Genomic DNA, 21533 nt, shown 5'->3' with positions numbered 1-21533 from the left:
GTCTTTAACTCTAGCGAGGCCTTCGAATGGATACGATATTCGCCTTGGCCAGCGCGCAGGGCAAAGCCGGGGTGGCGGTCATCCGCCTCTCGGGTCCGGACTCCCATTCAGCAGCGGCGCGTCTGACGGGTGGTGCGCTGCCAAAGCGTGGCATGGTCCTGCGCACTCTGACCGATCATGGCGGATCACGTTTGGACGACGGATTGGTCTTGACCTTCCAGGCCCCGGCCAGTTTTACCGGTGAGGACGTGGCCGAGCTTCAGATTCATGGAAGCACCGCCTCTGTCAACGCCGTGCTGCGTTGCCTGTCGGATATGGAAGGGTTGCGCATCGCTGAACCGGGTGAGTTCACGCGTCGGGCGCTGGAAAACGGCAAGATGGACCTGACTCAGGTTGAAGGCCTGGCCGATCTAATCGATGCAGAAACGGAAGCACAACGCAAGCAGGCGCAGACCATTCTGGCGGGCGAGTTGGGCACGTTGGCCGAACGGTGGCGTCGGGATTTGATACGGGCTACGTCCCTGTTGGAGGCTGTCATAGATTTTGCGGATGAAGAAGTTCCCACCGATGTGACGCCGGAAGTGCGCGAGCTGATCCAAGGCGTCATGTCGGACCTTCATCGTGAAGCAGATGGCGTCAAGATTGCCGAGCGAATTCGTACAGGTTTCGAGGTTGCGATCGTCGGCCTTCCGAATGCGGGAAAATCCACTCTTTTGAATGCTTTGGCAGGCCGTGAGGCGGCCATTACTTCGGAATATGCCGGGACCACGCGCGATGTGATCGAAGTGCGAATGGATCTGGCTGGTTTACCGGTGACCTTGCTGGATACGGCAGGGCTGCGAGAGACCGAAGATCATGTCGAAAACCTGGGTATCGAGCTTGCGCGCAGCAGAGCGGAGGCCGCCGACCTTCGCGTGTTCCTGTCTGAAACACCGAAGGACCTGGGGGTGAAAATGCGGGAAGATGATATACATGTTTTGCCCAAAGCAGACCTTCGGGGGATTGGGGGAAAGGGTGTATCAGGGAAGACAGGCCAGGGAATAGATGCGTTGGTAGACCAGATATCGTGTGTTTTGCGTCAACGAACTACTACCCATGGTATTGCAACTCGGGAACGTCACCGCATTGCAATCACCAGAGCATTGGACTCACTCACATCTGCAATCTCGGTTCTGGAATCAGGCCCAGACCTGTATGATATCGCAGCAGAGGAGCTGAGAACCGCCATACGCGCCCTTGAATCCCTGGTGGGCAGAATAGACGTGGAAACTCTGTTGGATGAAATCTTCTCCAGCTTCTGTTTGGGAAAATAAGGAGTGTTTCACGTGAAACATTCGAAGTTTGATGTCATCGTGATCGGCGCAGGTCACGCCGGAACCGAGGCCGCCCATGCATCCGCCAGAATGGGTGCTACAACTGCGCTGGTGACGCTGTCTGCAACGGACATTGGCGTCATGTCCTGCAATCCAGCGATTGGCGGTTTGGGGAAAGGCCATCTTGTGCGTGAGATTGACGCCTTGGATGGCGTCATGGGTCGCGTGGCGGATCAGGCCGGCATTCAGTTTCGATTATTGAACCGTCGAAAGGGGCCCGCCGTTCAGGGGCCGAGAGCGCAGGCGGATCGCGCCCTTTATCGTCTTGCCATGCAAGCGGTAACGGAGAAGCAGGATAACCTGTCCATCGTTGTCGGAGAGGTTGTCGATTTCCTGATGAACGGCGAAAAGGTTGCAGGTGTTGTTCTTTCCGATGGATCAGAACTTTCCGCCCGCACCGTTATTCTGACGTCCGGTACCTTTTTAAGGGGCATCATCCATATTGGTGACGTGTCTCGCCCAGGCGGAAGAATGGGGGATCGGCCCTCCATCAAACTGGCAGAGCGGTTGGATGGATACGGTCTTCCTATGGGGCGATTGAAAACCGGCACACCGCCGCGTCTGGACGGGCGGAGCATTGATTGGTCCGATCTTGAAAGGCAGGACGGCGACGATGAGCCAACCCTGTTTTCTTTCATGTCGAAATCCGTTGTCGCGCCCCAGATTTCTTGCGGAATTACACATACAAATGCGCGAACGCATGAGATCATTGCGGAAAATCTTTCGAAATCTGCCATGTATGGCGGTCACATCGATGGGGTAGGCCCGCGTTATTGCCCTTCGATCGAAGACAAGATCGTACGCTTCGCCGACAAGGAATCGCATCAAATCTTCCTTGAACCCGAAGGGATCAACGACCACACAATCTATCCGAACGGCATATCGACATCTCTGCCCCAGGATGTTCAGCTGGACTATGTGCGGTCAATCAAAAGCTTGGAAAATGCAGAAATTCTGCAACCGGGATATGCAATCGAATACGACTATGTTGATCCACGTGTCCTGAGCGCTTCTTTATCCTTGCCGGCTGTTCCCGGACTATATCTAGCGGGACAGATAAATGGGACCACAGGATATGAGGAAGCCGCGGCTCAGGGCATGGTGGCGGGCCTCAACGCGGCGTTGGAGACCCAAGGGCGGGAGCCCATCCATTTTACACGATCCGATAGTTATATTGGCGTAATGATCGACGATTTGACAACTCGAGGGGTTGCCGAACCTTACCGCATGTTCACGTCGCGCGCGGAGTTCCGGCTATCTCTGCGTGCCGACAATGCTGATCAACGGTTGACACCGCTTGGTTTGGAGCTGGGGTGCGTCGGAGAAGGGCGCAAGATTCAGTTCGAAGATAAAATGAACCAACTTGAGAGTGTGAAGTTAAAGCTGACGGAACGCACTTACACACCCAAGGAAGTTCTCGCTGCCGGTATAAACGTTAATCAGGACGGAAACCGTAGAGATGGGATGGCAATTCTGGCATTCCCTGATACCTCGTTTGAAGATTTGTTGCCTCTCGTTCCTGATTTGCAGGACGTCGACCCAAAAATCAGGCTCCAGATCGAGCGGGACGCCTTGTATGCCAACTACATTGCCAGACAAAAGCGGGATGTCGAAGCAATGAAGCGGGATGAATCCTATGTCATACCGCATGAGTTCGACTATTTTGCCTTGGACGGCCTGTCTTCGGAGATGAAACAGAAGCTGTCGCAAGCGAAGCCCGCAAATATCGCTCAGGCAAGCCGTGTCGAGGGCGTCACGCCTGCCGCGCTGACGCTTGTTCTGGCAAAACTGCGCCGGGATCAAAGAGCTCGTCAGGCATGATGGTTGATTATTCGAAGTTTGAGGACCTGAATGTTTCACGTGAAACATTCGAGCGCCTCGTGACCTATGTTGATCTGGTGAAGCGCTGGAATCCCAAGATCAACCTCGTGTCGAAGAACAGTTTGGAGCATATCTGGGACCGGCATATTCTTGATTCCGTGCAAGTTTATCGCTGCGCTGACAGGTTTGACACCTGGGCGGACCTGGGAAGCGGAGGCGGATTCCCCGGTATGGTCTGCGCCATCATCGCCTCGGAAGAAAACCTGGGCGCCGCATTCAATATGATCGAGAGCGACCAGCGGAAATCAGCTTTCTTGCGCAGCGTTGCGCGGGAATGCGGTATTAAATGCACGGTGATTTCAAAAAGGATTGAATCGGTTGATCCTTTGGCTGCAAACATAGTTTCCGCCCGAGCGCTGGCTGACTTGCGCACCCTCTTGTCCTTTTGTGACAGGCATTTACACATCAACGGGACAGCGTTGTTGCCCAAAGGCGCAAATTGGAAAAAAGAGCTGGAAGACGCACGTGAGGAATGGAATTTCGAGGCTGAGGCGATTACAAGTTTAACTGAACCTCAAGCCGTTATCCTTAAGATAAATGGAGTATCACGTGGTTGATTTGTCTCGACCTTCAGGGCCTCGGATAATTGCTGTTGCCAATCAGAAGGGCGGGGTCGGAAAAACAACCACAGCAATCAACCTTGCAGCAGGATTGGCCGAATCCGGGTGTCGGGTCCTGGTGGTTGACCTTGACCCGCAGGGGAACGCTTCTACGGGTTTGGGTGTCGAAGATCGAGACTGGACAACTTATGATCTGATCCTTGACGACGCACCATTGGAAGCCGTCGTTCAGGAGACTGAAATCGAAGGTCTTTTCGTTGTTCCGGCGACCGTTGATCTGAGTTCCGCCGATATTGAACTGATCTCCAACGAAAAACGCAGCTATCTTTTGCATGATGCTTTGAGGCAGCCAGCCATAGATGCGTTTGAACTGGATTTTGTGCTTATCGACTGCCCGCCGTCCTTAAACTTGCTGACTGTGAATGCAATGGTTGCTTCGCATTCGGTGCTTGTTCCGCTGCAGAGCGAGTTCTTCGCCCTTGAAGGGCTTTCACAACTGATGCTCACGATTCGAGAGGTCCGCCAAACGGCGAATCCAGATCTGAGAATCGAAGGTATTGTGTTGACTATGTATGACAACCGCAACAACTTGTCCCGCCAGGTTGAAAAGGACGCGCGTGACAATCTGGGTGAGATGGTCTTTAAAACGAAAATACCCAGAAATGTGCGGGTCAGCGAAGCGCCTTCATTTGCGCTGCCTGTTTTGCAATATGACTCGGGATCGCTTGGGGCCATGGCCTACCGGCATCTTGCTCGTGAGATCTTGCACAAGAACAACAAGGCCGCTGCCTGAGCGGGAACGAGGAGGGCGACATGAGCGCCAAGAAAGCAAAGTCCAGAGGTTTGGGGCGGGGGTTGTCTGCCCTTATGGCGGATGTGAATCCTGAATCAGAAGGCCGGATTTCAACGGATGCACGCAGACCGGATCTGAAAGTCCCGATTGAAAAGTTGAAAGCCAACCCCAACCAGCCGCGCCGGACATTCATGCCCGAGCAGCTGGACGAGCTGGCAGCGTCGGTCAAGGAAAAAGGTATCATTCAGCCGTTGATCGTTCGCGCGACGGGGTCCGATGAATATGAAATCGTCGCGGGGGAACGCCGTTGGCGCGCGGCGCAGATGGCGCAACTGCATGATATCCCGGTGATTGTACGTGATTTCGATGATACGGAAGTGTTGGAAGTTGCGATTATCGAAAACATCCAACGCGCGGATCTGAACGCGGTGGAAGAGGCCGCCGGCTACAAGCAGTTGATGGACCGGTTTGGTCACACACAGGAAAAGCTCGCCGAGGCTCTGGGCAAAAGCCGCAGCCACATCGCAAATCTTTTGCGGCTTTTGTCCTTGCCGTTGGATGTGCAAACCCTTGTTATTGAAGGTAAATTATCCGCGGGACACGCAAGGGCGCTGATTACGGCGGAAAATCCGTCGGAACTTGCGAAACAGATCGTCAAGGATGGCTTGTCGGTGCGCGCAACCGAGGCTTTGGTCAAAAAACAGCAGCAAGGCAGTGCCGAGCGTTCTGCACCCCGCTCCAGAAATCTGGATGCCGGAAAGGATGCAGACACACGTGCCTTGGAAAAAGACCTGTCCGCGATCCTGGCGATGAAAGTGTCAATCAATCACAAGGCCGGAACGGAAACGGGACAAGTTGTTCTGACCTACGAAAATCTGGATCAGCTGGACGACTTGTGCGCCAAGCTCAGCCGTTAGGACGTGACCAGATAAAGATCATGACACCGCCCAGCACAACCGCCTGAATGATCAACACGAAAAGCGGTGCTGACAGCAAAACAGAGAGTCCGAAAACGGCGGCGATCGAGACGGTTGCCGCCTTTTTTGCGGCTGGTCGAATGGCGCCGGAGCTTTGCCAATCAAGAATCAGTGGCCCAAAAAGGTTATGGGTCACAAGCCAATTGTGCAGCCGCGAGGATGAGCGGGCGAAGAAAAACGCGGCAAGCAGAAGAAAAGGCACCGTAGGAAGAAGGGGCAGGACAACCCCAACAGCCGCCATGGCAACACAAAGCAATCCCAGTCCGGCCCAAAGATACTGCATGCTCAGTCCAACAGCTCCCGGATGACTGCGTTCAATACGGCGCGACCGTCTGATGTGGCGATGAGGCGCCCGTTGCTGCGCCGAACCATGTTGATGTCGGTCAGATGATCTATGGTTTCAGAGGGAAGAGAGCGGCCAGACAAACTTTGCCACCTGTCCATATCTAGTCCCTCAGTAATTCTCATACCCATCATAAGGTATTCATTTGCCTGATCTTCAAGGGGCAACGCGCTGCGGTTCTTTTCACCATTGCCTTGATTGGCGGCATCAAGCCAACGCTGGGGGTTCAGATAGGTTTCGGTCGCGTATTTCTGACCATTCAGGGTAATCCTCCCATGGGCGCCGGGGCCGATGCCCACATAGTCGCCATACCGCCAGTAAATCAGGTTGTGCTGCGACTCTGCGCCCGGTCGGGCATGGTTCGAAACTTCATAGGCCGGCAAGCCATGTGCTTCGCAGATTTCCTGCGTGGCCAGATACATGTCGGCGGCACTGTCATCTTCGGGCAGGCCGCGTAACTTACCGACGGCGTATCGATCCCCAAAGGCCGTCCCATCTTCGATCGTCAATTGATAGAGCGACAGGTGGTCGATGGCCATCGATAGCGCTTGGGTCAGTTCCTCTTGCCAGGCGTCCAGCGTCTGGTGTTGGCGCGCATAGATCAGGTCAAAGCTGACCCGGTTGAAACAGTTGTGGGCGATGTCAAAGGCGGCGCGGGCCTCTGCCACAGTGTGGATGCGGCCCAGCCGCCTCAGGTCTTCGTCATTCATCGCCTGAATGCCCATCGAAACTCGGTTCACACCCGCATCGCGATAGGCGGCGAACCGCCCGGCCTCGACCGAACCGGGATTGGCCTCGAGGGTGATTTCCATGCTATTGGCGGGCCGCCACAGGGCGCGGGCGGTGTCGATCACGGCGGCCACGGTTTCGGGCGCCATCAGCGACGGGGTGCCGCCGCCAAAGAAGATCGTGTTCAGAACCCGATCGGGCGTTTCGGCAGCAGATCGGTGAAGCTCGGACAGATAGGCATCAAGCCATTGTTTTTGATCAATATTTTTGGAAACATGGCTGTTGAAGTCACAATAGGGGCATTTGGCCTCGCAAAAGGGCCAATGCACGTACAGGCCAAAGCCCCCGTTGCGCCAATCATCCGCCAAAGCAGCCTTTCACGAACATCTCCACCGCGCGACCGCGATGGCTGATCTTGTTCTTTTCCCAGCGATCCATCTCGGCAAAGGTAATGTCGTACCCGTCGGGGACAAACATCGGATCATAGCCGAACCCATCCTTGCCGCGGATCGGCCAGACCAGATGACCGGGCGCGACGCCTTCGAACACCTCGTCGTGGCCGTCGGGCCAGGCCAGAACCAGAGTGCAGCGGAATTGGGCCGTGCGGGGGCGCGGCGCGTTTTTTGCTTCAAGCTCATCATGGGCGCGGGTCATGGCCATCAGAAAATCACGGCCATTTCCGGTTTCGGCCCAGTCGGCGGTGTACACGCCCGGCGCGCCGTCCAGCGCATCGATGGTGATCCCGGAATCGTCCGACAGGGCGGGCAGTCCGGTGGCCTGTGCGGCGGCGTGGGCCTTGATCCGGGCGTTGCCGACAAATGTGTCCTCGGTCTCTTCCGGCTCGGGCAGGTCCATCTCGGCCGCGCCCACGACCGTCACGCCAAAGGGCTCGAGCAGATGCGCCATCTCCTCAAGCTTGCCTTTGTTGTGGGTGGCGACCAGCAACCTGTCGCCGTCGAACTTGCGGGTCATGCGGTGGCGGCCTTTTGCGCGGCCGCCAGTTCGGACACGCCTTTTTCCGCCAGATCCATCAGTTGATCCATTTGGGCGCGGCTGAAGACCGAGCCTTCGGCGCTCATCTGCACTTCGATCAGTTTGCCGGATCCGGTCATGATGAAGTTGCCATCTACGCCCGCTTCGCTGTCTTCGGGGTAATCAAGGTCCAGCACCGGCTGACCTGCATAAATGCCACAGGACACGGCCGCGACCGGATCAACCAGCGGGTCCGAGATCACATCGCCGGTCTTCATCAGCTTGTTCACCGCCAGCCGCAGCGCGACCCAGCCGCCGGTGATTGACGCGCAGCGGGTGCCGCCATCGGCCTGGATCACATCACAGTCCACGGTGATCTGACGCTCGCCCAGAGCAACCCGATCGACGCCGGCGCGCAGAGCGCGGCCGATCAGGCGCTGGATTTCGACGGTACGGCCCCCTTGTTTGCCCGCGGCCGCCTCGCGCCGCATCCGCGTATTGGTGGCACGGGGCAACATGCCGTATTCGGCTGTGACCCATCCCAGGCCCGAGCCCTTGATAAACGGCGGCACGCGATCTTCGATCGTAGCGGTGCACAGAACATGCGTGTCGCCCATTTTGATCAGGCAGGAACCTTCGGCATGTTTCGTGACTCCCGTCTCGATTGAAACGGCGCGCATTTCACTTAAATCTCTTCCAGAGGGTCGCATCGGAATTCCTTTGTTTGCTGGGTTGGGGATAACGCCCCGCAGCGTTACGATGCAACCCCGATTGACCTTTCATTTGCCTGCTATTTAATGACAAACGAGCAGGGGAACACGGATGAGCGAAGCGAGCAAGATTCTGGACGAGATGAACGACCGGTCACGCGAAGTGTTCCGGCTGATTGTCGAGAGCTATCTGGAAAGCGGAGAGCCCGTCGGCAGCCGTACTTTGACGCGTACGTTGTCAGAAAAAGTCAGCGCTGCAACTGTCCGCAATGTGATGCAGGATCTGGAGTTTCTGGGCCTTCTGGATAGCCCCCATGTCAGCGCCGGCCGAATCCCGACGCAGCAAGGCCTGCGAATGTTTGTGGACGGATTGCTTGAGGTCGGCGACCTGGGTGCCGATGACCGGCAGAAACTGGAGCAGACATTAGGCTCTAACACGGGTGATGTTGGTGGAATGCTGGACCGTGTCGGCTCTGCCTTGTCAAACGTGACACAAGGGGCCTCGCTGGTTCTGACGCCCAAGCATGAATCGGAAATCAAACATATCGAATTTGTTTCTCTGGGCCATGATCGGGCTTTGGTGGTTTTGGTTTTCTCAGACGGACATGTAGAAAACCGGCTGTTCACGCCGCCACCTGGGCAAACGCCCAGTTCCATGCGCGAGGCCGCGAATTTCTTGAACGCACTCATCGAGGGGCGGACACTCAGCGAAGTGCGGCGGCAAATGCAGACGCAGATCGATGCGCGCAAGCAGGAAATCGACACTCTGGCGCGTGAGATGGTCGAAAGCGGAATGGCCGTTTGGGACGGAGACGGAAGCGACTCGGCCCGTTTGATCGTGCGCGGGCGCGCGAATCTTTTGAACGAACCCGGTCAGGCCGAGGAACTTGACCGCATCCGCACCCTGTTCGATGACCTTGAGCGCAAGCGAGACATCGCCGAATTCCTTGAATTGACCGAAGAAGGCGAGGGTGTGCGCATTTTTATCGGGTCTGAGAACAAACTTTTCTCACTTTCGGGTTCCTCTTTGGTGGTGTCTCCTTATATGAACGCTGATCGAAAGATAATCGGTGCGGTGGGGGTTATCGGACCCACACGTCTGAATTATGGGCGGATCGTACCGATCGTGGATTATACGGCGCAACTGGTCGGCAAGCTGATATACGACCGGAGCTAGAGGGTAAAAGATGGCAGAGCCGAAGAACGAAGATTTTCTGGACGATATCGCAACCGCCGAGGCCGAAGAGCTGGCCGAAGAGCTGATGGATATCAGCGAAGAAGAACTGGAACTGGACGCGCTGCGGGCCGAACGGGATGACTATAAAGACAAGTTCATGCGCGCGCTGGCGGATGCCGAAAACATGCGCAAGCGCAGCGACAAGGCGCGCCGCGATGCGGAACAGTATGGCGGGTCCAAGCTGGCCCGCGATATGCTGCCCGTCTATGACAACATGAAACGCGCCCTTGAAGCTGCGACGGATGAGCAAAAAGAAGTGGCTGCTGGTTTGCTGGAAGGCGTCGAATTGACCATGCGCGCTTTGAAGGACGTGTTCCAGAAGCACGGAATCGAAGTGATCACACCCGAAGTGGGCGACCGGTTTGATCCGAACGTGCATGAGGCCATGTTCGAGGCACCTGTTCCCGGAACCAAGGCAGGAGACATCATTCAGGTGTCCGCCGAAGGGTTCATGTTGCACGATCGTCTGCTGCGCCCGGCACAGGTGGGCGTGTCGTCAACCCCGGCAAGCTGATACGCGCCCAAGGGCACGGCCTTCGGCGAGAGTATTTGGGAAAAGATGAAGGGGCGGTCAGGATCTGGCCGCCTCTTTCAGTTTGTAGATCAGATCGAGGGCTTCGCGCGGGGTCAGGTCGTCCGGCAGGATCTGGTCCAGCATATCGGTGACGGGCGACGCCTTCGGGACCGGCGGCGGGGTTGGTGCGGCGGAAAACAGCGGCAGATCGTCGATCAGCACCTTCTGCTTGCCGCCCTCGCGCTCAGTTTTCTCCAACTGGTCCAGAACCACGCGGGCGCGTTCGACCACGGATGCGGGCAGCCCGGCCAATTGCGCGACCTGCACGCCATAGGAGCGGTCGGCGGCGCCCTTGTGGACCTCGTGCAGGAATATCACCTCGCCGTCCCATTCCTTGACCGCGACAGTGGCGTTTTCGACGCCCTCCAGCTTGCCGGCCAGCGCGGTCAGCTCGTGGTAATGCGTGGCGAACAGCGCGCGGCAGCGGTTGGCGGCGTGCAGATGTTCCAGCGTTGCCCAGGCGATGGACAGGCCGTCATAGGTGGCGGTGCCACGCCCGATTTCGTCGAGGATCACCAGCGCCCGGTCATCGGCCTGGTTGAGGATGGCCGCGGTTTCCACCATCTCGACCATGAATGTCGACCGGCCGCTTGCCAGATCGTCAGAGGCGCCCACGCGGCTGAAAAGCTGGCTGACCACGCCGATATGAGCTTGCTCGGCCGGGACGTAGCTGCCCATCTGGGCCAACAGGGCGATCAGCGCATTCTGGCGCAGGAAGGTCGACTTACCGGCCATGTTGGGGCCGGTCAGCAACCAGATGGCGGCGCCCTCCTCGGTGCTGAGGTCGCAGTCATTGGCGATGAAGGCATCACCGTTTTGCTGGCGCAGCGCGTGCTCTACCACCGGATGCCGACCCCCCTGAACACTGAACGCCCGGGAGGCGTCTACCTGTGGTCTGCACCAGTTTTCTCCGCGGGCCAGATCTGCCAGCGCGGTGGTCTGATCCAGTTCGGCCAGCCCTCGGGCGGCTTGATTAAGTCGCGCAGCGAAGCTCAAAATCTCATCAGAAAGCCTTTGATAGAGCCTTTTTTCGATCTCAAGAGCCAGGTTGCCGGCGTTCAGGATGCGGGTTTCGATCTCGCTGAGCTCAACCGTGGTGAACCGCACCTGGTTGGCGGTGGTCTGGCGGTGGATATAGGTCTCGCTGAAGGGCGGGTTCAGCATCTTTTCGGCATGGGTGGCCGTGGTTTCGATGAAATAGCCCAGCACGTTGTTGTGCTTAATTTTCAGCGAGGCGATGCCGGTGTGTTCGGCGTATTTCTGCTGAAACCCGGCAATGACCGAGCGGCCTTCGTCCCGCAGGGTGCGGGCCTCGTCCAGTTCGGCGTCAAAGCCCGGCGCGATGAAGCCGCCATCGCGCGCCAGCAGCGGCGGGTCGGCGACCAGCGCCTGATCCAGCAGGTCGAGCAGATCGTCGAATCCCACAAGGTTCTGCACCGCAGTCGCCAGCAGCACCGGCAGGTCTTGACCTTCGCAAATCCCGGCGATCGCTGCGGCTTGGGTCAGCCCGTTGCGGATGGCGGCCAAGTCGCGCGGGCCGCCTCGGTCCAGCGACAGGCGCGACAGGGCGCGGTCTAGATCGGGCGTCTTGCGCAAGGCTTCGCGCAGATCGGCGGTGATCAGGCTGTCCTGGGCGGCAAAATCGACCGCGTCCAGCCGCGCGTGGATGACATCCAGATTGCGCGAGGGGCTGGACAGACGTTGTTCCAACAGGCGTGCGCCGCCCGGGGTCACCGTGCGGTCCACCACCGACAGCAGCGATCCGGCCCGCCCGCCGGACAATGAGCGCGTCAGTTCCAGGTTGCGGCGGGTGGCCGCGTCGATCTGCACGACGCGATCTTCGGATTCTTTCAGCGGCGTTTGCAACAGGGGCAATTTGCCCTTCTGTGTGATCTCCAGATAGTCGATCAGCGCGCCCATCGCGGACACTTCGGCGCGTCCAAAGCTGCCGAACGCGTCCAGCGCGCCCACGTGAAACAACCCGCAGATGCGTTTTTCAGCCGCCGTGCTGTCAAAACTGGCCCGTCCGACAGGGGTGAGAGAAATACCCAAATCGCTGACCGGCTCATTCAGTTTTTCCTGCACGCTGTCTGCCACGATCAGTTCCGACGGGGCCAGCCGGGCCAGCTCGGGGCTCAGCCGGACCGAGGTCAGCGGCATCACGTGAAACGCCCCGGTCGATATGTCCGCCCAGGCCAGCGCGGCCTCGTCGCGCACCTCGGCATAGGCGGCCAGAAAGTTGTGGCGGCGCGCCTCCAACAGCGCGTCCTCGGTCAGGGTGCCGGGGGTGACAAGGCGCACCACATCGCGCTTTACCACCGATTTAGAGCCTCTTTTCTTGGCCTCGGCCGGGCTTTCCATCTGTTCGCAGACGGCGACGCGAAAGCCCTTGCGGATCAACGTCAGCAGATAGCCTTCGGCCGAATGCACCGGCACTCCGCACATCGGAATGTCTTCGCCATTGTGCTTGCCGCGTTTGGTCAGGGCGATGTCCAGCGCCTCGGCGGCGTTCACGGCGTCTTCAAAGAACATCTCGTAGAAGTCGCCCATGCGGTAAAACAGCAGGGCATCCGCGTGGGCCTCTTTGATTTCCAGATATTGCGCCATCATCGGCGTGACGTTGGACAAGGCTGCTCCCCTCTGGCGTATTCCGGCGCGACCTTACAAACCCGGCCCCTGCGACGAAAGGTGAAAACGTATTGTCGTTGAGACGCGCCTTTGCCTGCGCTATGAGGCAAAAGCCCAACAGATGTAAAGAAACGACATATCCGATGCCCAAAGCGAAGATTACCAAAGAAGAGGCGCTGGCCTTTCACCTCGACCCGACCCCCGGCAAGTGGGAGGTGCAGGCCACCGTCCCGATGACCACGCAGCGGGATCTGTCATTGGCCTACAGCCCGGGTGTGGCCGTCCCATGTGAAGCCATCGCCGAAGCGCCGGAAACCGCGTATGACTATACCAACAAGGGCAATCTGGTCGCTGTGATCTCGAACGGGACGGCGGTTCTGGGTCTTGGCAACCTTGGCGCGCTGGGCTCGAAACCGGTGATGGAGGGGAAATCCGTTCTGTTCAAGCGGTTCGCCGACGTGAACTCGATCGATATCGAGCTGGACACCGAAGACCCGGATGAATTCTGCCGGGCGGTTCGACTGATGGGGCCGACCTTTGGTGGCATTAACCTTGAAGATATCAAAGCGCCCGAGTGTTTCATCATCGAACAGCGCCTGAAGGAAGAGATGGACATCCCCGTCTTTCACGACGACCAGCACGGCACGGCCGTGATCTGTGCGGCCGGGCTGATCAACGCGCTGCATATCTCGGGCAAGAAGATCGAGGATGTGAAGATCGTTCTGAACGGGGCCGGGGCGGCGGGGATCGCCTGTATCGAATTGCTCAAGGCGATGGGCGCCCGCCATGAAAACTGCATCGTCTGCGACACAAAGGGCGTCATCTATCAGGGCCGGACCGAGGGCATGAACCAGTGGAAATCGGCACATGCGATCACCACGGATCTGCGGACTCTGGAAGAGGCCATGAAGGGCGCGGACGTGTTTCTGGGCGTGTCGGTCAAGGGCGCGGTCACGCAGGAGATGGTTGCAAGCATGGCCGACAATCCGGTGATCTTCGCCATGGCCAACCCCGATCCGGAAATCACCCCGGAAGAGGCGCACGAGGTCCGTGTGGACGCCATCGTGGCGACCGGACGCAGCGATTATCCGAACCAGGTCAACAACGTTCTGGGCTTTCCCTATTTGTTCCGCGGCGCGCTGGACATTCACGCCCGCGCCATCAATGACGAGATGAAGATCGCCTGTGCCCATGCACTCGCCAATCTGGCGCGCGAAGATGTACCAGATGAGGTCGCGATGGCTTATGGCAAATCGCTGACCTTCGGGCGCGACTACATCATTCCCACGCCGTTTGATCCGCGCCTGATCCACCGTATCCCGCCCGCTGTTGCCAAGGCAGGAATGGATACCGGCGCGGCCCGCCGTCCGATTATCGACATGGACGCATATGAGCTGAGCCTGAAGTCCCGGATGGACCCGACCGCAAGCATCCTGCGCGGGCTGAATGCCCGGGCGCGACAGGCGCAAAGCCGCATGATTTTTGCCGAGGGCGATGATCCCCGCGTGCTGCGTGCCGCCGTCATGTACCAACGTTCAGGCTTTGGTAAGGCGCTCGTGGTCGGTCGGGCAGATGATGTTAAAGACAAACTGGAAGCCACCGGTCTTGGTGATGCTGTGCGGGAAATCGAGGTTGTGAACGCTGCCAACACCGCGCATCTCGAGACCTATTCGAATTTCCTCTATGAGCGTTTGCAGCGTAAAGGCTTTGACCGCAAGGATATTCACCGACTGGCAGCGCGGGACCGCCATGTGTTCTCATCCCTGATGCTGGCCCATGGCCACGGAGACGGGTTGGTCACAGGTGCAACACGAAAATCGGCACACGTAATTGATCGTATCAATCATGTGTTCGATGCCGATGCCGCCCATGGTGCTGCCGGTGTGACGGCACTTCTGCATAAAGGCCGGATCGTTCTGATCGGCGATACACTGGTGCATGAATGGCCGGATGAAAACGATTTGGCCAACATTGCCGAGCGTTCCGCAGCAGTGGCCCGACATATGGGTCTGGAGCCCCGGGTTGCTTTTGTCAGCTTCTCGACATTTGGATACCCGGTTTCGGAACGTGCCGAGAAGATGCACCGAGCGCCGGCGGTTCTGGACCAGCGCGGTGTCGATTTCGAGTATGAGGGCGAAATGACAGTGGATGTTGCCCTGAACGTGGATCAGCAAGCGGCTTATCCGTTTTCACGCCTGACTGGGCCTGCGAACATCCTGATCGTCCCTGCGCGGCACTCAGCGTCGATTTCGACCAAGCTGATGCAGGAAATGGGCGGTGCCACCGTGATCGGGCCGATCCTGTCGGGCGTCGACAAGCCGATTCAGATTTGCTCGACCGTCTCAACCGCGAACGATATTCTGAACATGGCCATTCTGGCCTCGTGCGACATCGGATAAGCCATGACAATCTGGAACCTCGGCTCGATCAACGCGGATATGGTTTATGACCTGCCGCATCTGCCTGCGCCAGGGGAAACTCTGGCCGCCCACGGGCTGGACCGGTTCCTTGGCGGGAAAGGTGCCAATATGTCGGTGGCGGCCGCGCGGGCCGGATCACGCGTCAGCCATATCGGCGCCGTTGGGCATGATGGGCGCTGGGCGAAGGATCGACTGACGGAATATGGTGTGGACACACGCTATATCTCTGAGGTGGATCTGCCGACCGGGCACGCGATCATTGCGGTGGACGCCGAGGGTGAGAACCTGATCATCCTCTATCCGGGGGCCAACCATGCCTTGGATATCAGCCATCTGGGGCAGGCGCTGTCATCGGCAAGCACCGGTGATCTGCTGATCTTGCAGAATGAAACCAACGCACAGGTCGAAGCCGCGCAATTCGGGCGCAAACTTGGAATGACCGTGTGTTATGCCGCCGCACCCTTTCAGGCACAGGCGGTTCAGGCGGTTTTGCCCTATCTGGATTTCCTGATCCTGAACGAAATCGAGGCCGAACAGTTGCGGCAGGAAACCGGGATGGGTGCGGCTGATCTGCCTGTGCGGCATGTCATTGTCACGCTGGGCGCAAAAGGGGCACGGTATTTGCAGCAGGGCAATGACCCGGTGGAATTTTCGGCCCACAAGGTGCAGGCCGTGGATACCACCGGGGCAGGTGATACTTTTACCGGCTACGTACTGGCTGGAATGGATCGGGGAATGCCGATGGAACAGGCCATTCTGCAAGCGAACCGCGCCGCTGCCCTGATGGTCACGCGGCACGGGACTGCGGATGTCATTCCCGATCTGAGAGAAGTGCGCGACGCGACCTTCGATTAAGAACCGGCAAAAGGTGCATCTGAACCCCAAAGCTGTTTGACACGCGCGTCACGGCCACAGGCTTTGCGATATGCTTTATAGGCGTTTTGCTGACGTTTGGGCCCAAAGCGGGTAAGGATCAGCTTGTTCCCTTTGTAGTAATCCTGATGATAGGCCTCGGCAGGGTAAAACGTGCCCGCCTTCAGGATCGGGGTGACAACATTTTGACCCAGGGCTCGTTGTGCTTCTTTCTTCGCCTGTTCAGCCAACGCTTTTTCGCCTGTGTTAGAGACGAATATCGCAGTTCGATAGCTGTCGCCCCGATCGCAGAACTGGCCGCCGGCATCCGTCGGATCAACCGAACGGAAGAACATGTTCAGCAGTGTTTCACGTGAGACGCGGGCCGGGTCAAAAGTGATCTGAACCGCTTCATAATGGCCGGTGCCACCCTTGGAGACCTGATCATAGGTGGGGTTGGCCGATTTGCCGCCGGTATAGCCCGACACGGCCCCGATAACGCCCGGTACAGATTCAAAATCGGACTCGACACACCAGAAACACCCCCCTGCAACTGTCAGCGTTTCGGCACCTGCCGCAGGGGCAGGCAGGGCGCGCAGCATCATCGCAAGTGTGATCAGGGCAAACAAAATGGCCGGTTTGAAGGCGTCCAGATAAGCAGTCCGTGACATGTCGGGTCTCCTTTCCGCACCAAGGTGAACCGAACCCGGATGACATTCAATTGCCTGACATCTGATGTCACGGGCTGGTGAGGCAAGTTTATCGGCGCCGGATGTCAGTGGAACACCTTGCGCCGAGCCGTCTTGGCGGTGGGACAGGGTGCCCCGGCGGGGGGCAGTCCGCGATGAACCTGCCTTCGGCTTAACCCAGCAACTGCCCCAGTTTCATCGCAACGCCCATATTGCCCGAGATTTTGAGCTTGCCCAAAGCGACACCTGTCATCGGGTTCAGTTTTCCGGTCAAAAGCTTGGTCAGGTTGTCCTGCGAGATGCGGATCGTGCAATCCGTTTCCTGATCCAGTGTCGATGCCTGACTGTCGGCCAGAACAATCACGCCGTCCTCGCCACAATCGAATTTCAATGAGCCGTCAAAGGTTTTGCCGTTCAGGCCTTTTTGAATTTCGTCGGCGATATGCTGAAGCATCCGGGTTCCTTTCGCAGTTTCCGAATGCGTAAAGCGTCAGGTATCGAACAGGCAAGGCTGACCCAACTGGAACTTCCGATCACGATGCGCCAAGGCTCTGAACGGTTCGTGCGCAAGGCTCGCCGTCGTAGAAAGCATCAAGAACGGCCTGAAACTCTGCCGGAGCATCTGCCACCGAGGAAAACAATGTCATCGAAGAGCGAAGCTTTTTTGCGTCAATCCCGCCCAGAATGTCGCTGGCGTCGCGCCCCTGATGCAGCAACATCAACGAGGCCGCTTGTGTCAGACGGCGGCGCAGTACGGGGTGGTTCAGATAGCGCGTGGCTTCGTCCAGATCTTCGATGCCGTAAAGCTGCGCCATATGGGACTGGCCCAGCTCGGCCAGTTGCGGAAACACGAACCACATCCAGTGGCTGGTTTTCTGCCCCTGTTCCAGTTCGCGCAGGACATCGGCCCAAACCGTGTCCTGCGCCTCGATGAACATATCGAGTTCGTCGTCGTTATCGTCTTCGTCGATCACTTGGACAAACGCTTGTCGCGTGCGGCCAGCAGTTTCAGACGCAGCGCGTTCAGCTGGATGAAGCCTGCCGCGTCGGTCTGATCATAAGCACCTGCATCTTCTTCAAAAGTGACATGCGCCTCGGAATACAGCGAGTAATCTGACCAGCGGCCCACGGTCGAGGCCAGACCCTTGTACAGCTTCACCCGTACGGTGCCGGTGACATGTTCCTGGCTCTTGTCGATGGCGGCTTGCAGCATCTCACGTTCAGGTGAGTACCAGAAGCCGTTGTAGATCAGTTCCGCATATTGCGGCATCAACTGGTCTTTCAGGTGCATCGCGCCGCGGTCCATGGTGATGGATTCGATGCCGCGATGCGCCTCAAGCAGGATGGTGCCGCCGGGCGTCTCATAGATACCGCGCGACTTCATGCCCACGAAACGGCCTTCCACAAGGTCCAGACGACCGATGCCGTGCTTGCCGCCATATTCGTTCAGCTTGGTCAGTAGGGTGGCCGGGCTCATCGCCTCGCCATTGATGCTGACCGCGTCGCCTTTTTCAAAGCCGATTTCGATGAACTCCGGCTCGTTCGGGGCATCTTCGGGGTGGACCGTGCGCTGGTACACATAATCAGGCGCCATATCTGCAGGATCTTCCAGAACCTTTCCTTCGGACGAGGTGTGCAGCAGGTTGGCATCGACCGAGAAGGGCGCCTCGCCACGCTTGTCCTTGGCGATCGGGATCTGGTTCTGTTCCGCAAACTCCAGCAACTTGGTGCGGCTGGTCAGGTCCCACTCGCGCCACGGTGCGATCACTTTGATATCGGGGTTCAGTGCGTAAGCCGCCAGTTCGAACCGTACCTGATCGTTGCCCTTGCCGGTCGCACCGTGGGCGACCGCATCGGCACCCGTCGCTTCGGCGATCTCAACCAGACGCTTCGAGATCAGCGGCCGCGCGATGGACGTGCCCAGCAGGTACAGCCCTTCGTACTGCGCATTGGCGCGGAACATCGGGAAGACGAAGTCGCGGACAAATTCTTCGCGGATATCCTCGATATAGATGTTCTCGGGCTTGATGCCCAGCAGCTCGGCCTTTTTGCGAGCAGGCTCCAGCTCCTCACCCTGACCCAGATCGGCGGTGAAGGTCACGACCTCACAGCCATATTCGGTCTGCAACCATTTCAGGATGATCGAGGTATCAAGGCCACCGGAATAGGCCAGAACAACTTTCTTGGGCGCGGACATCTGACTTCCCTTTATTCGTAGAACGATTGGCCCCTAGCGGGTTTTGCACGCGGGGGCAAGTTGTGAGGATTGACGCAGTGCCTGAATTGGGGTGAAACGGTTGCAGAGAATAACAAGCATTGGTTGAAGGGGCGGTTTCAAATGTTGGGATGGCAAATATTCGTGCATTCGGTGCGGATGGTATTTGGAAACATCAAGCAGGTGCTACAGATTACGGTTGGCCCTGCCCTGATTGCGACGATCATCATCGTGGGCGTGTTCATGGCGCTTGGTATTCCGCTTGAGGCGCTGGATGAAAGCGCAGTTGATCTGCCACCGGGTGTAACCGCAGGTTCAGCCTTTGTTTTTGTGGTCGTTTTGCTGGCGGTAATGTTCGTCACCATGTTCTGGATTGCGGTGTCATGGCACCGCTTTATCCTGATGGAAGAGTACCCCACGGGAATACTGCCGACCTTCCGTTTCGACAGGATTCTTGCCTATTTCGGTCGTTTTCTGATGTTGGGGATTTTGATGGTTATCGCTTATATCCCCATGGGTCTGGTCGCTGCTGCATTAGGCGAAGGTCTTGCAGGGCTTTCGATCATTCTGATGATTGCATACTCCGTTTTTCTGGTCGTATGCTTCTATCGCCTGTCAATTATTCTGCCCGCGGCGGCGATAGGAAATCCCATATCGCTCGGTGAGGCTTGGAACAACACATCCGGGGTCAGCGGTGCAATCTTGTTGCTGCTCCTCGTTGCATTCCTGTTCCAGGTGTTGGTGCAGCTGGCTTTCGCCGCCTTGGCAATAATACCGGTGCTGGGCGTTTTGCTGACAGTGTTCTTCGGCACGCTCATCCTTCCGATGATCAACGTCAGTATCTTTACTACAATGTACGGCGTCTTCATCGAAAAGCGCGAACTGTCATAAGCGGCGTACACATATGTATTCCTTGCCCTTATCGCGACGATGGGGCAGGGAAACGGGCATGACTGATTTCATGACCCGCGCCCGCGCCGCCGAACAGGCGATGCGCTCTGTGTTTCCGGCGACGCCATTGCAGCGGAATGCCCATCTGTCTGACCGCTACGGCGCCGATATCTGGCTCAAGCGCGAGGACCTCAGCCCGGTGCGGTCCTACAAGATCCGCGGTGCGTTCAACGCGATGCGCAAGCAGCAGGGGCAGGACCTGTTCGTCTGTGCCAGCGCGGGCAACCACGCGCAGGGCGTGGCGTTCATGTGCAAGCATCTGGACGTCAAAGGCGTGATCTTCATGCCGGTGACGACCCCGCAGCAGAAAATTCAAAAGACCAGAATCTTCGGCGGCGACAATATCGAGATTCACCTGACCGGCGACTATTTCGATGACACGCTGGCCGCCGCGCAAGCGTGGTGCACACAGCAGGGCGGGTATTTTCTGTCTCCGTTTGACGACGTGGATGTAATCGAAGGACAGGCATCATTGGCGGTCGAGATCGAAGAGCAAATGGGCGGTGTGCCGGATCACGTCGTTCTGCCGGTTGGCGGCGGCGGCATGTCCTCGGGCGTGGCCACGTGGTTCGGGGATCGCAGCCATTGTCTGTTTGTCGAACCGGCCGGAGGTGCCTGTTTGCGCGCTGCGCTGGCTGCGGGGCACCCTGTGTCGCTGGATCATGTGGATACCTTCGTCGATGGCGCTGCGGTTGGACGGATCGGTGAGAAACCGTTCGAACTGCTGAAATCACGCCATCTGTCGGACGTACTGGTTCTGTCCGAGGACCGAATCTGCACCACCATGATCGAGATGCTGAATGTCGAAGGCATTGTTCTTGAGCCCGCTGGCGCGCTGGCGATCGAAGCGGTGGGTGATATCCAAAGTTTTGTACGGGGCAAAACCGTGGTCTGTGTAACGTCGGGCGGCAATTTCGATTTCGAGCGCCTGCCCGAGGTCAAAGAACGCGCCCAACGCTATTCCGGGGTGAAGAAGTATTTCATCCTGCGCCTGCCGCAACGCCCCGGCGCGCTGAAAGAATTTCTGGGTATTCTGGGCCCCGAGGACGATATCGCCCGTTTTGAATACATGAAAAAATCGGCACGCAATTTCGGCTCGGTCCTGATCGGGATCGAAACCCGCAAGCCTGAAAACTTCATGCGTCTGTTTGCGCATCTGGATGAGGCAGGGTTCACCTACACCGATATAACCGAAGACGAAACGCTGGCGCAGTTCGTGATTTAATCCAGATTCTGGCGCAGCTCAGCCTCGAATATCTGTTTCGAGCTGTCAAATACGGCCAGAATAGCGGGCAGATCGACATCCTCGCCCTGACCCGCGGCCGCCTGCCGTTCGCCGTCCTGACAGAGTTTCGAGAACTGATCGAATCCAAGACTGAGCGCGCTGCCTTTCAGGAAGTGCAGGTTCTGTTCCAGTTCGGACCGGCTTGTATCCTGATGCAGGCGGGCGATGACCTCCTGCACTTCTTCCAGAAAGATGTCGACCACTTCATCAAACTCATCCGGGCCAACCTCGTCCCGCAATTGTCGGACTCTGCCCCAGTGGATCATACTGCGTCACCTGCCGTTGAACATGCGTTTTCAGGAATAGGCAACACCAGTAAAAACCGGGTTAACAGCCCAGCGGGA

At 57.8% G+C, this 21533-nt stretch carries 21 protein-coding genes; 11 read left to right on the top strand and 10 right to left on the bottom strand.

The features are described from left to right. Window positions 1-26 precede the first annotated feature (26 nt). From mnmE to GS612_RS11510, 5 genes are read left to right on the top strand one after another with little or no spacing between them, the layout of a single operon-like run. Complete coding sequence (mnmE, locus tag GS612_RS11530) at window positions 27-1313, top strand: tRNA uridine-5-carboxymethylaminomethyl(34) synthesis GTPase MnmE (RefSeq protein WP_171640444.1); 1287 nt, start codon at window positions 27-29, stop codon at window positions 1311-1313. Between the two features lie 12 nt (window positions 1314-1325). Continuing rightward, window positions 1326-3194 carry a tRNA uridine-5-carboxymethylaminomethyl(34) synthesis enzyme MnmG gene (gene mnmG, locus GS612_RS11525; protein WP_171640443.1) on the top strand — a complete coding sequence of 623 codons (1869 nt, stop codon included), beginning with the start codon at window positions 1326-1328 and terminating at the stop codon, window positions 3192-3194. After that, window positions 3194-3811, top strand: coding sequence for a 16S rRNA (guanine(527)-N(7))-methyltransferase RsmG (gene rsmG, locus GS612_RS11520; RefSeq protein ID WP_371809337.1), 618 nt, complete (start codon window positions 3194-3196; stop codon window positions 3809-3811). The genes mnmG and rsmG overlap by 1 nt, the downstream gene beginning before the upstream one ends. After that, window positions 3804-4607 carry a ParA family protein gene (locus GS612_RS11515; RefSeq protein ID WP_371809335.1) on the top strand — a complete coding sequence of 268 codons (804 nt, stop codon included), beginning with the start codon at window positions 3804-3806 and terminating at the stop codon, window positions 4605-4607. The genes rsmG and GS612_RS11515 overlap by 8 nt, the downstream gene beginning before the upstream one ends. A 20-nt stretch (window positions 4608-4627) precedes the next feature. Continuing rightward, window positions 4628-5524, top strand: a complete 897-nt coding sequence (locus GS612_RS11510; RefSeq protein WP_171171516.1) for a ParB/RepB/Spo0J family partition protein — start codon at window positions 4628-4630, stop codon at window positions 5522-5524. Here the strand turns inward: GS612_RS11510 and GS612_RS11505 are convergent. The 4 genes from GS612_RS11505 to rph are packed head-to-tail and all read right to left on the bottom strand — an operon-like array spanning window position 5514 to window position 8338. Continuing rightward, window positions 5514-5867, bottom strand: a complete 354-nt coding sequence (locus GS612_RS11505) for a YbaN family protein (RefSeq protein ID WP_152459608.1) — start codon at window positions 5865-5867, stop codon at window positions 5514-5516. The two genes, GS612_RS11510 and GS612_RS11505, sit on opposite strands and share 11 nt — an antisense overlap. Window positions 5868-5869: 2 nt before the next feature. Next, window positions 5870-7024 carry a radical SAM family heme chaperone HemW gene (hemW, locus tag GS612_RS11500; protein ID WP_171640436.1) on the bottom strand — a complete coding sequence of 385 codons (1155 nt, stop codon included), beginning with the start codon at window positions 7022-7024 and terminating at the stop codon, window positions 5870-5872. Continuing rightward, window positions 7014-7628, bottom strand: a complete 615-nt coding sequence (gene rdgB / locus GS612_RS11495) for an RdgB/HAM1 family non-canonical purine NTP pyrophosphatase (protein ID WP_171640434.1) — start codon at window positions 7626-7628, stop codon at window positions 7014-7016. Before rdgB ends, hemW begins: the two co-directional genes overlap by 11 nt. Then, the gene (gene rph / locus GS612_RS11490; protein WP_171233535.1) at window positions 7625-8338 is read right to left on the bottom strand and encodes a ribonuclease PH; all 714 of its coding nucleotides are present in this window, start codon (window positions 8336-8338) and stop codon (window positions 7625-7627) included. The genes rdgB and rph overlap by 4 nt, the downstream gene beginning before the upstream one ends. A gap of 112 nt (window positions 8339-8450) precedes the next feature. Between rph and hrcA the strand changes: the two genes are divergently transcribed. Together hrcA and GS612_RS11480 are read left to right on the top strand one after the other, a co-directional pair. Next, window positions 8451-9515 (top strand): heat-inducible transcriptional repressor HrcA, encoded by a 1065-nt coding sequence (gene hrcA / locus GS612_RS11485; protein WP_171640432.1) that lies wholly within the window; start codon window positions 8451-8453, stop codon window positions 9513-9515. Window positions 9516-9525: 10 nt separating this feature from the next. Next, window positions 9526-10089 (top strand): nucleotide exchange factor GrpE, encoded by a 564-nt coding sequence (locus tag GS612_RS11480; protein ID WP_171116719.1) that lies wholly within the window; start codon window positions 9526-9528, stop codon window positions 10087-10089. 57 nt (window positions 10090-10146) lie between these two features. On the opposite strand, the gene mutS is transcribed toward GS612_RS11480, so the two are convergent. Continuing rightward, window positions 10147-12759 (bottom strand): DNA mismatch repair protein MutS, encoded by a 2613-nt coding sequence (gene mutS, locus GS612_RS11475; protein WP_171640557.1) that lies wholly within the window; start codon window positions 12757-12759, stop codon window positions 10147-10149. Between the two features lie 161 nt (window positions 12760-12920). Between mutS and GS612_RS11470 the strand changes: the two genes are divergently transcribed. Next, window positions 12921-15176: an NADP-dependent malic enzyme gene (locus GS612_RS11470; RefSeq protein ID WP_171230141.1), complete on the top strand. Its 2256-nt coding sequence runs from the start codon at window positions 12921-12923 to the stop codon at window positions 15174-15176. Between the two features lie 3 nt (window positions 15177-15179). Next, entirely contained in the window at window positions 15180-16052 is an 873-nt protein-coding gene (locus GS612_RS11465) for a ribokinase (protein ID WP_171640430.1), read from the top strand. Here the strand turns inward: GS612_RS11465 and msrA are convergent. The 4 genes from msrA to GS612_RS11445 form a co-directional block, all read right to left on the bottom strand. Then, a complete protein-coding gene (gene msrA / locus GS612_RS11460; protein ID WP_171640428.1) occupies window positions 16049-16720 on the bottom strand; it encodes a peptide-methionine (S)-S-oxide reductase MsrA in 672 nt (223 codons plus the stop codon). The genes GS612_RS11465 and msrA overlap by 4 nt on opposite strands. A 190-nt stretch (window positions 16721-16910) precedes the next feature. After that, window positions 16911-17192 (bottom strand): SCP2 sterol-binding domain-containing protein, encoded by a 282-nt coding sequence (locus tag GS612_RS11455; RefSeq protein ID WP_170345830.1) that lies wholly within the window; start codon window positions 17190-17192, stop codon window positions 16911-16913. A gap of 79 nt (window positions 17193-17271) precedes the next feature. Beyond that, the gene (locus tag GS612_RS11450; protein WP_170345983.1) at window positions 17272-17676 is read right to left on the bottom strand and encodes a DUF1810 domain-containing protein; all 405 of its coding nucleotides are present in this window, start codon (window positions 17674-17676) and stop codon (window positions 17272-17274) included. Between the two features lie 32 nt (window positions 17677-17708). Further along, window positions 17709-18935 carry an argininosuccinate synthase gene (locus GS612_RS11445; RefSeq protein ID WP_171640426.1) on the bottom strand — a complete coding sequence of 409 codons (1227 nt, stop codon included), beginning with the start codon at window positions 18933-18935 and terminating at the stop codon, window positions 17709-17711. Between the two features lie 261 nt (window positions 18936-19196). Here GS612_RS11445 and GS612_RS11440 point away from each other — a divergent pair, with 261 nt between their 5' ends. After that, complete coding sequence (locus tag GS612_RS11440; protein WP_253286153.1) at window positions 19197-19844, top strand: hypothetical protein; 648 nt, start codon at window positions 19197-19199, stop codon at window positions 19842-19844. A gap of 58 nt (window positions 19845-19902) precedes the next feature. Then, window positions 19903-21129, top strand: coding sequence for a threonine ammonia-lyase IlvA (ilvA, locus tag GS612_RS11435; RefSeq protein WP_170345826.1), 1227 nt, complete (start codon window positions 19903-19905; stop codon window positions 21127-21129). Here the strand turns inward: ilvA and GS612_RS11430 are convergent. Beyond that, window positions 21126-21455, bottom strand: a complete 330-nt coding sequence (locus GS612_RS11430) for an Hpt domain-containing protein (protein WP_171640422.1) — start codon at window positions 21453-21455, stop codon at window positions 21126-21128. The two genes, ilvA and GS612_RS11430, sit on opposite strands and share 4 nt — an antisense overlap. Window positions 21456-21533: the final 78 nt, after the last annotated feature.

The organism is Ruegeria sp. HKCCD6157, from assembly GCF_013110685.1.
GTDB lineage: Bacteria > Pseudomonadota > Alphaproteobacteria > Rhodobacterales > Rhodobacteraceae > Ruegeria.
The sequence above is the reverse complement of the archived record's forward strand: the minus strand, read 5'-3'. Positions and strand labels throughout refer to the sequence as shown.

What these genes read in the sequence shown, in the direction of transcription:
- rdgB (WP_171640434.1), bottom strand. Translation starts at nt 7,628, where the DNA reads ATGACCCGCAAGTTCGACGGCGACAGGTTGCTGGTCGCCACCCACAAC.
- rsmG (WP_371809337.1), top strand. Translation starts at nt 3,194, where the DNA reads ATGGTTGATTATTCGAAGTTTGAGGACCTGAATGTTTCACGTGAAACA.
- ilvA (WP_170345826.1), top strand. Translation starts at nt 19,903, where the DNA reads ATGACTGATTTCATGACCCGCGCCCGCGCCGCCGAACAGGCGATGCGC.
- mnmE (WP_171640444.1), top strand. Translation starts at nt 27, where the DNA reads ATGGATACGATATTCGCCTTGGCCAGCGCGCAGGGCAAAGCCGGGGTG.
- GS612_RS11505 (WP_152459608.1), bottom strand. Translation starts at nt 5,867, where the DNA reads ATGCAGTATCTTTGGGCCGGACTGGGATTGCTTTGTGTTGCCATGGCG.
- mutS (WP_171640557.1), bottom strand. Translation starts at nt 12,759, where the DNA reads ATGATGGCGCAATATCTGGAAATCAAAGAGGCCCACGCGGATGCCCTG.
- GS612_RS11440 (WP_253286153.1), top strand. Translation starts at nt 19,197, where the DNA reads ATGGCGCTTGGTATTCCGCTTGAGGCGCTGGATGAAAGCGCAGTTGAT.
- msrA (WP_171640428.1), bottom strand. Translation starts at nt 16,720, where the DNA reads ATGTCACGGACTGCTTATCTGGACGCCTTCAAACCGGCCATTTTGTTT.
- GS612_RS11445 (WP_171640426.1), bottom strand. Translation starts at nt 18,935, where the DNA reads ATGTCCGCGCCCAAGAAAGTTGTTCTGGCCTATTCCGGTGGCCTTGAT.
- hrcA (WP_171640432.1), top strand. Translation starts at nt 8,451, where the DNA reads ATGAGCGAAGCGAGCAAGATTCTGGACGAGATGAACGACCGGTCACGC.
- GS612_RS11430 (WP_171640422.1), bottom strand. Translation starts at nt 21,455, where the DNA reads ATGATCCACTGGGGCAGAGTCCGACAATTGCGGGACGAGGTTGGCCCG.
- GS612_RS11465 (WP_171640430.1), top strand. Translation starts at nt 15,180, where the DNA reads ATGACAATCTGGAACCTCGGCTCGATCAACGCGGATATGGTTTATGAC.
- GS612_RS11510 (WP_171171516.1), top strand. Translation starts at nt 4,628, where the DNA reads ATGAGCGCCAAGAAAGCAAAGTCCAGAGGTTTGGGGCGGGGGTTGTCT.
- GS612_RS11470 (WP_171230141.1), top strand. Translation starts at nt 12,921, where the DNA reads ATGCCCAAAGCGAAGATTACCAAAGAAGAGGCGCTGGCCTTTCACCTC.
- GS612_RS11450 (WP_170345983.1), bottom strand. Translation starts at nt 17,676, where the DNA reads ATGTTCATCGAGGCGCAGGACACGGTTTGGGCCGATGTCCTGCGCGAA.
- GS612_RS11455 (WP_170345830.1), bottom strand. Translation starts at nt 17,192, where the DNA reads ATGCTTCAGCATATCGCCGACGAAATTCAAAAAGGCCTGAACGGCAAA.
- rph (WP_171233535.1), bottom strand. Translation starts at nt 8,338, where the DNA reads ATGCGACCCTCTGGAAGAGATTTAAGTGAAATGCGCGCCGTTTCAATC.
- GS612_RS11480 (WP_171116719.1), top strand. Translation starts at nt 9,526, where the DNA reads ATGGCAGAGCCGAAGAACGAAGATTTTCTGGACGATATCGCAACCGCC.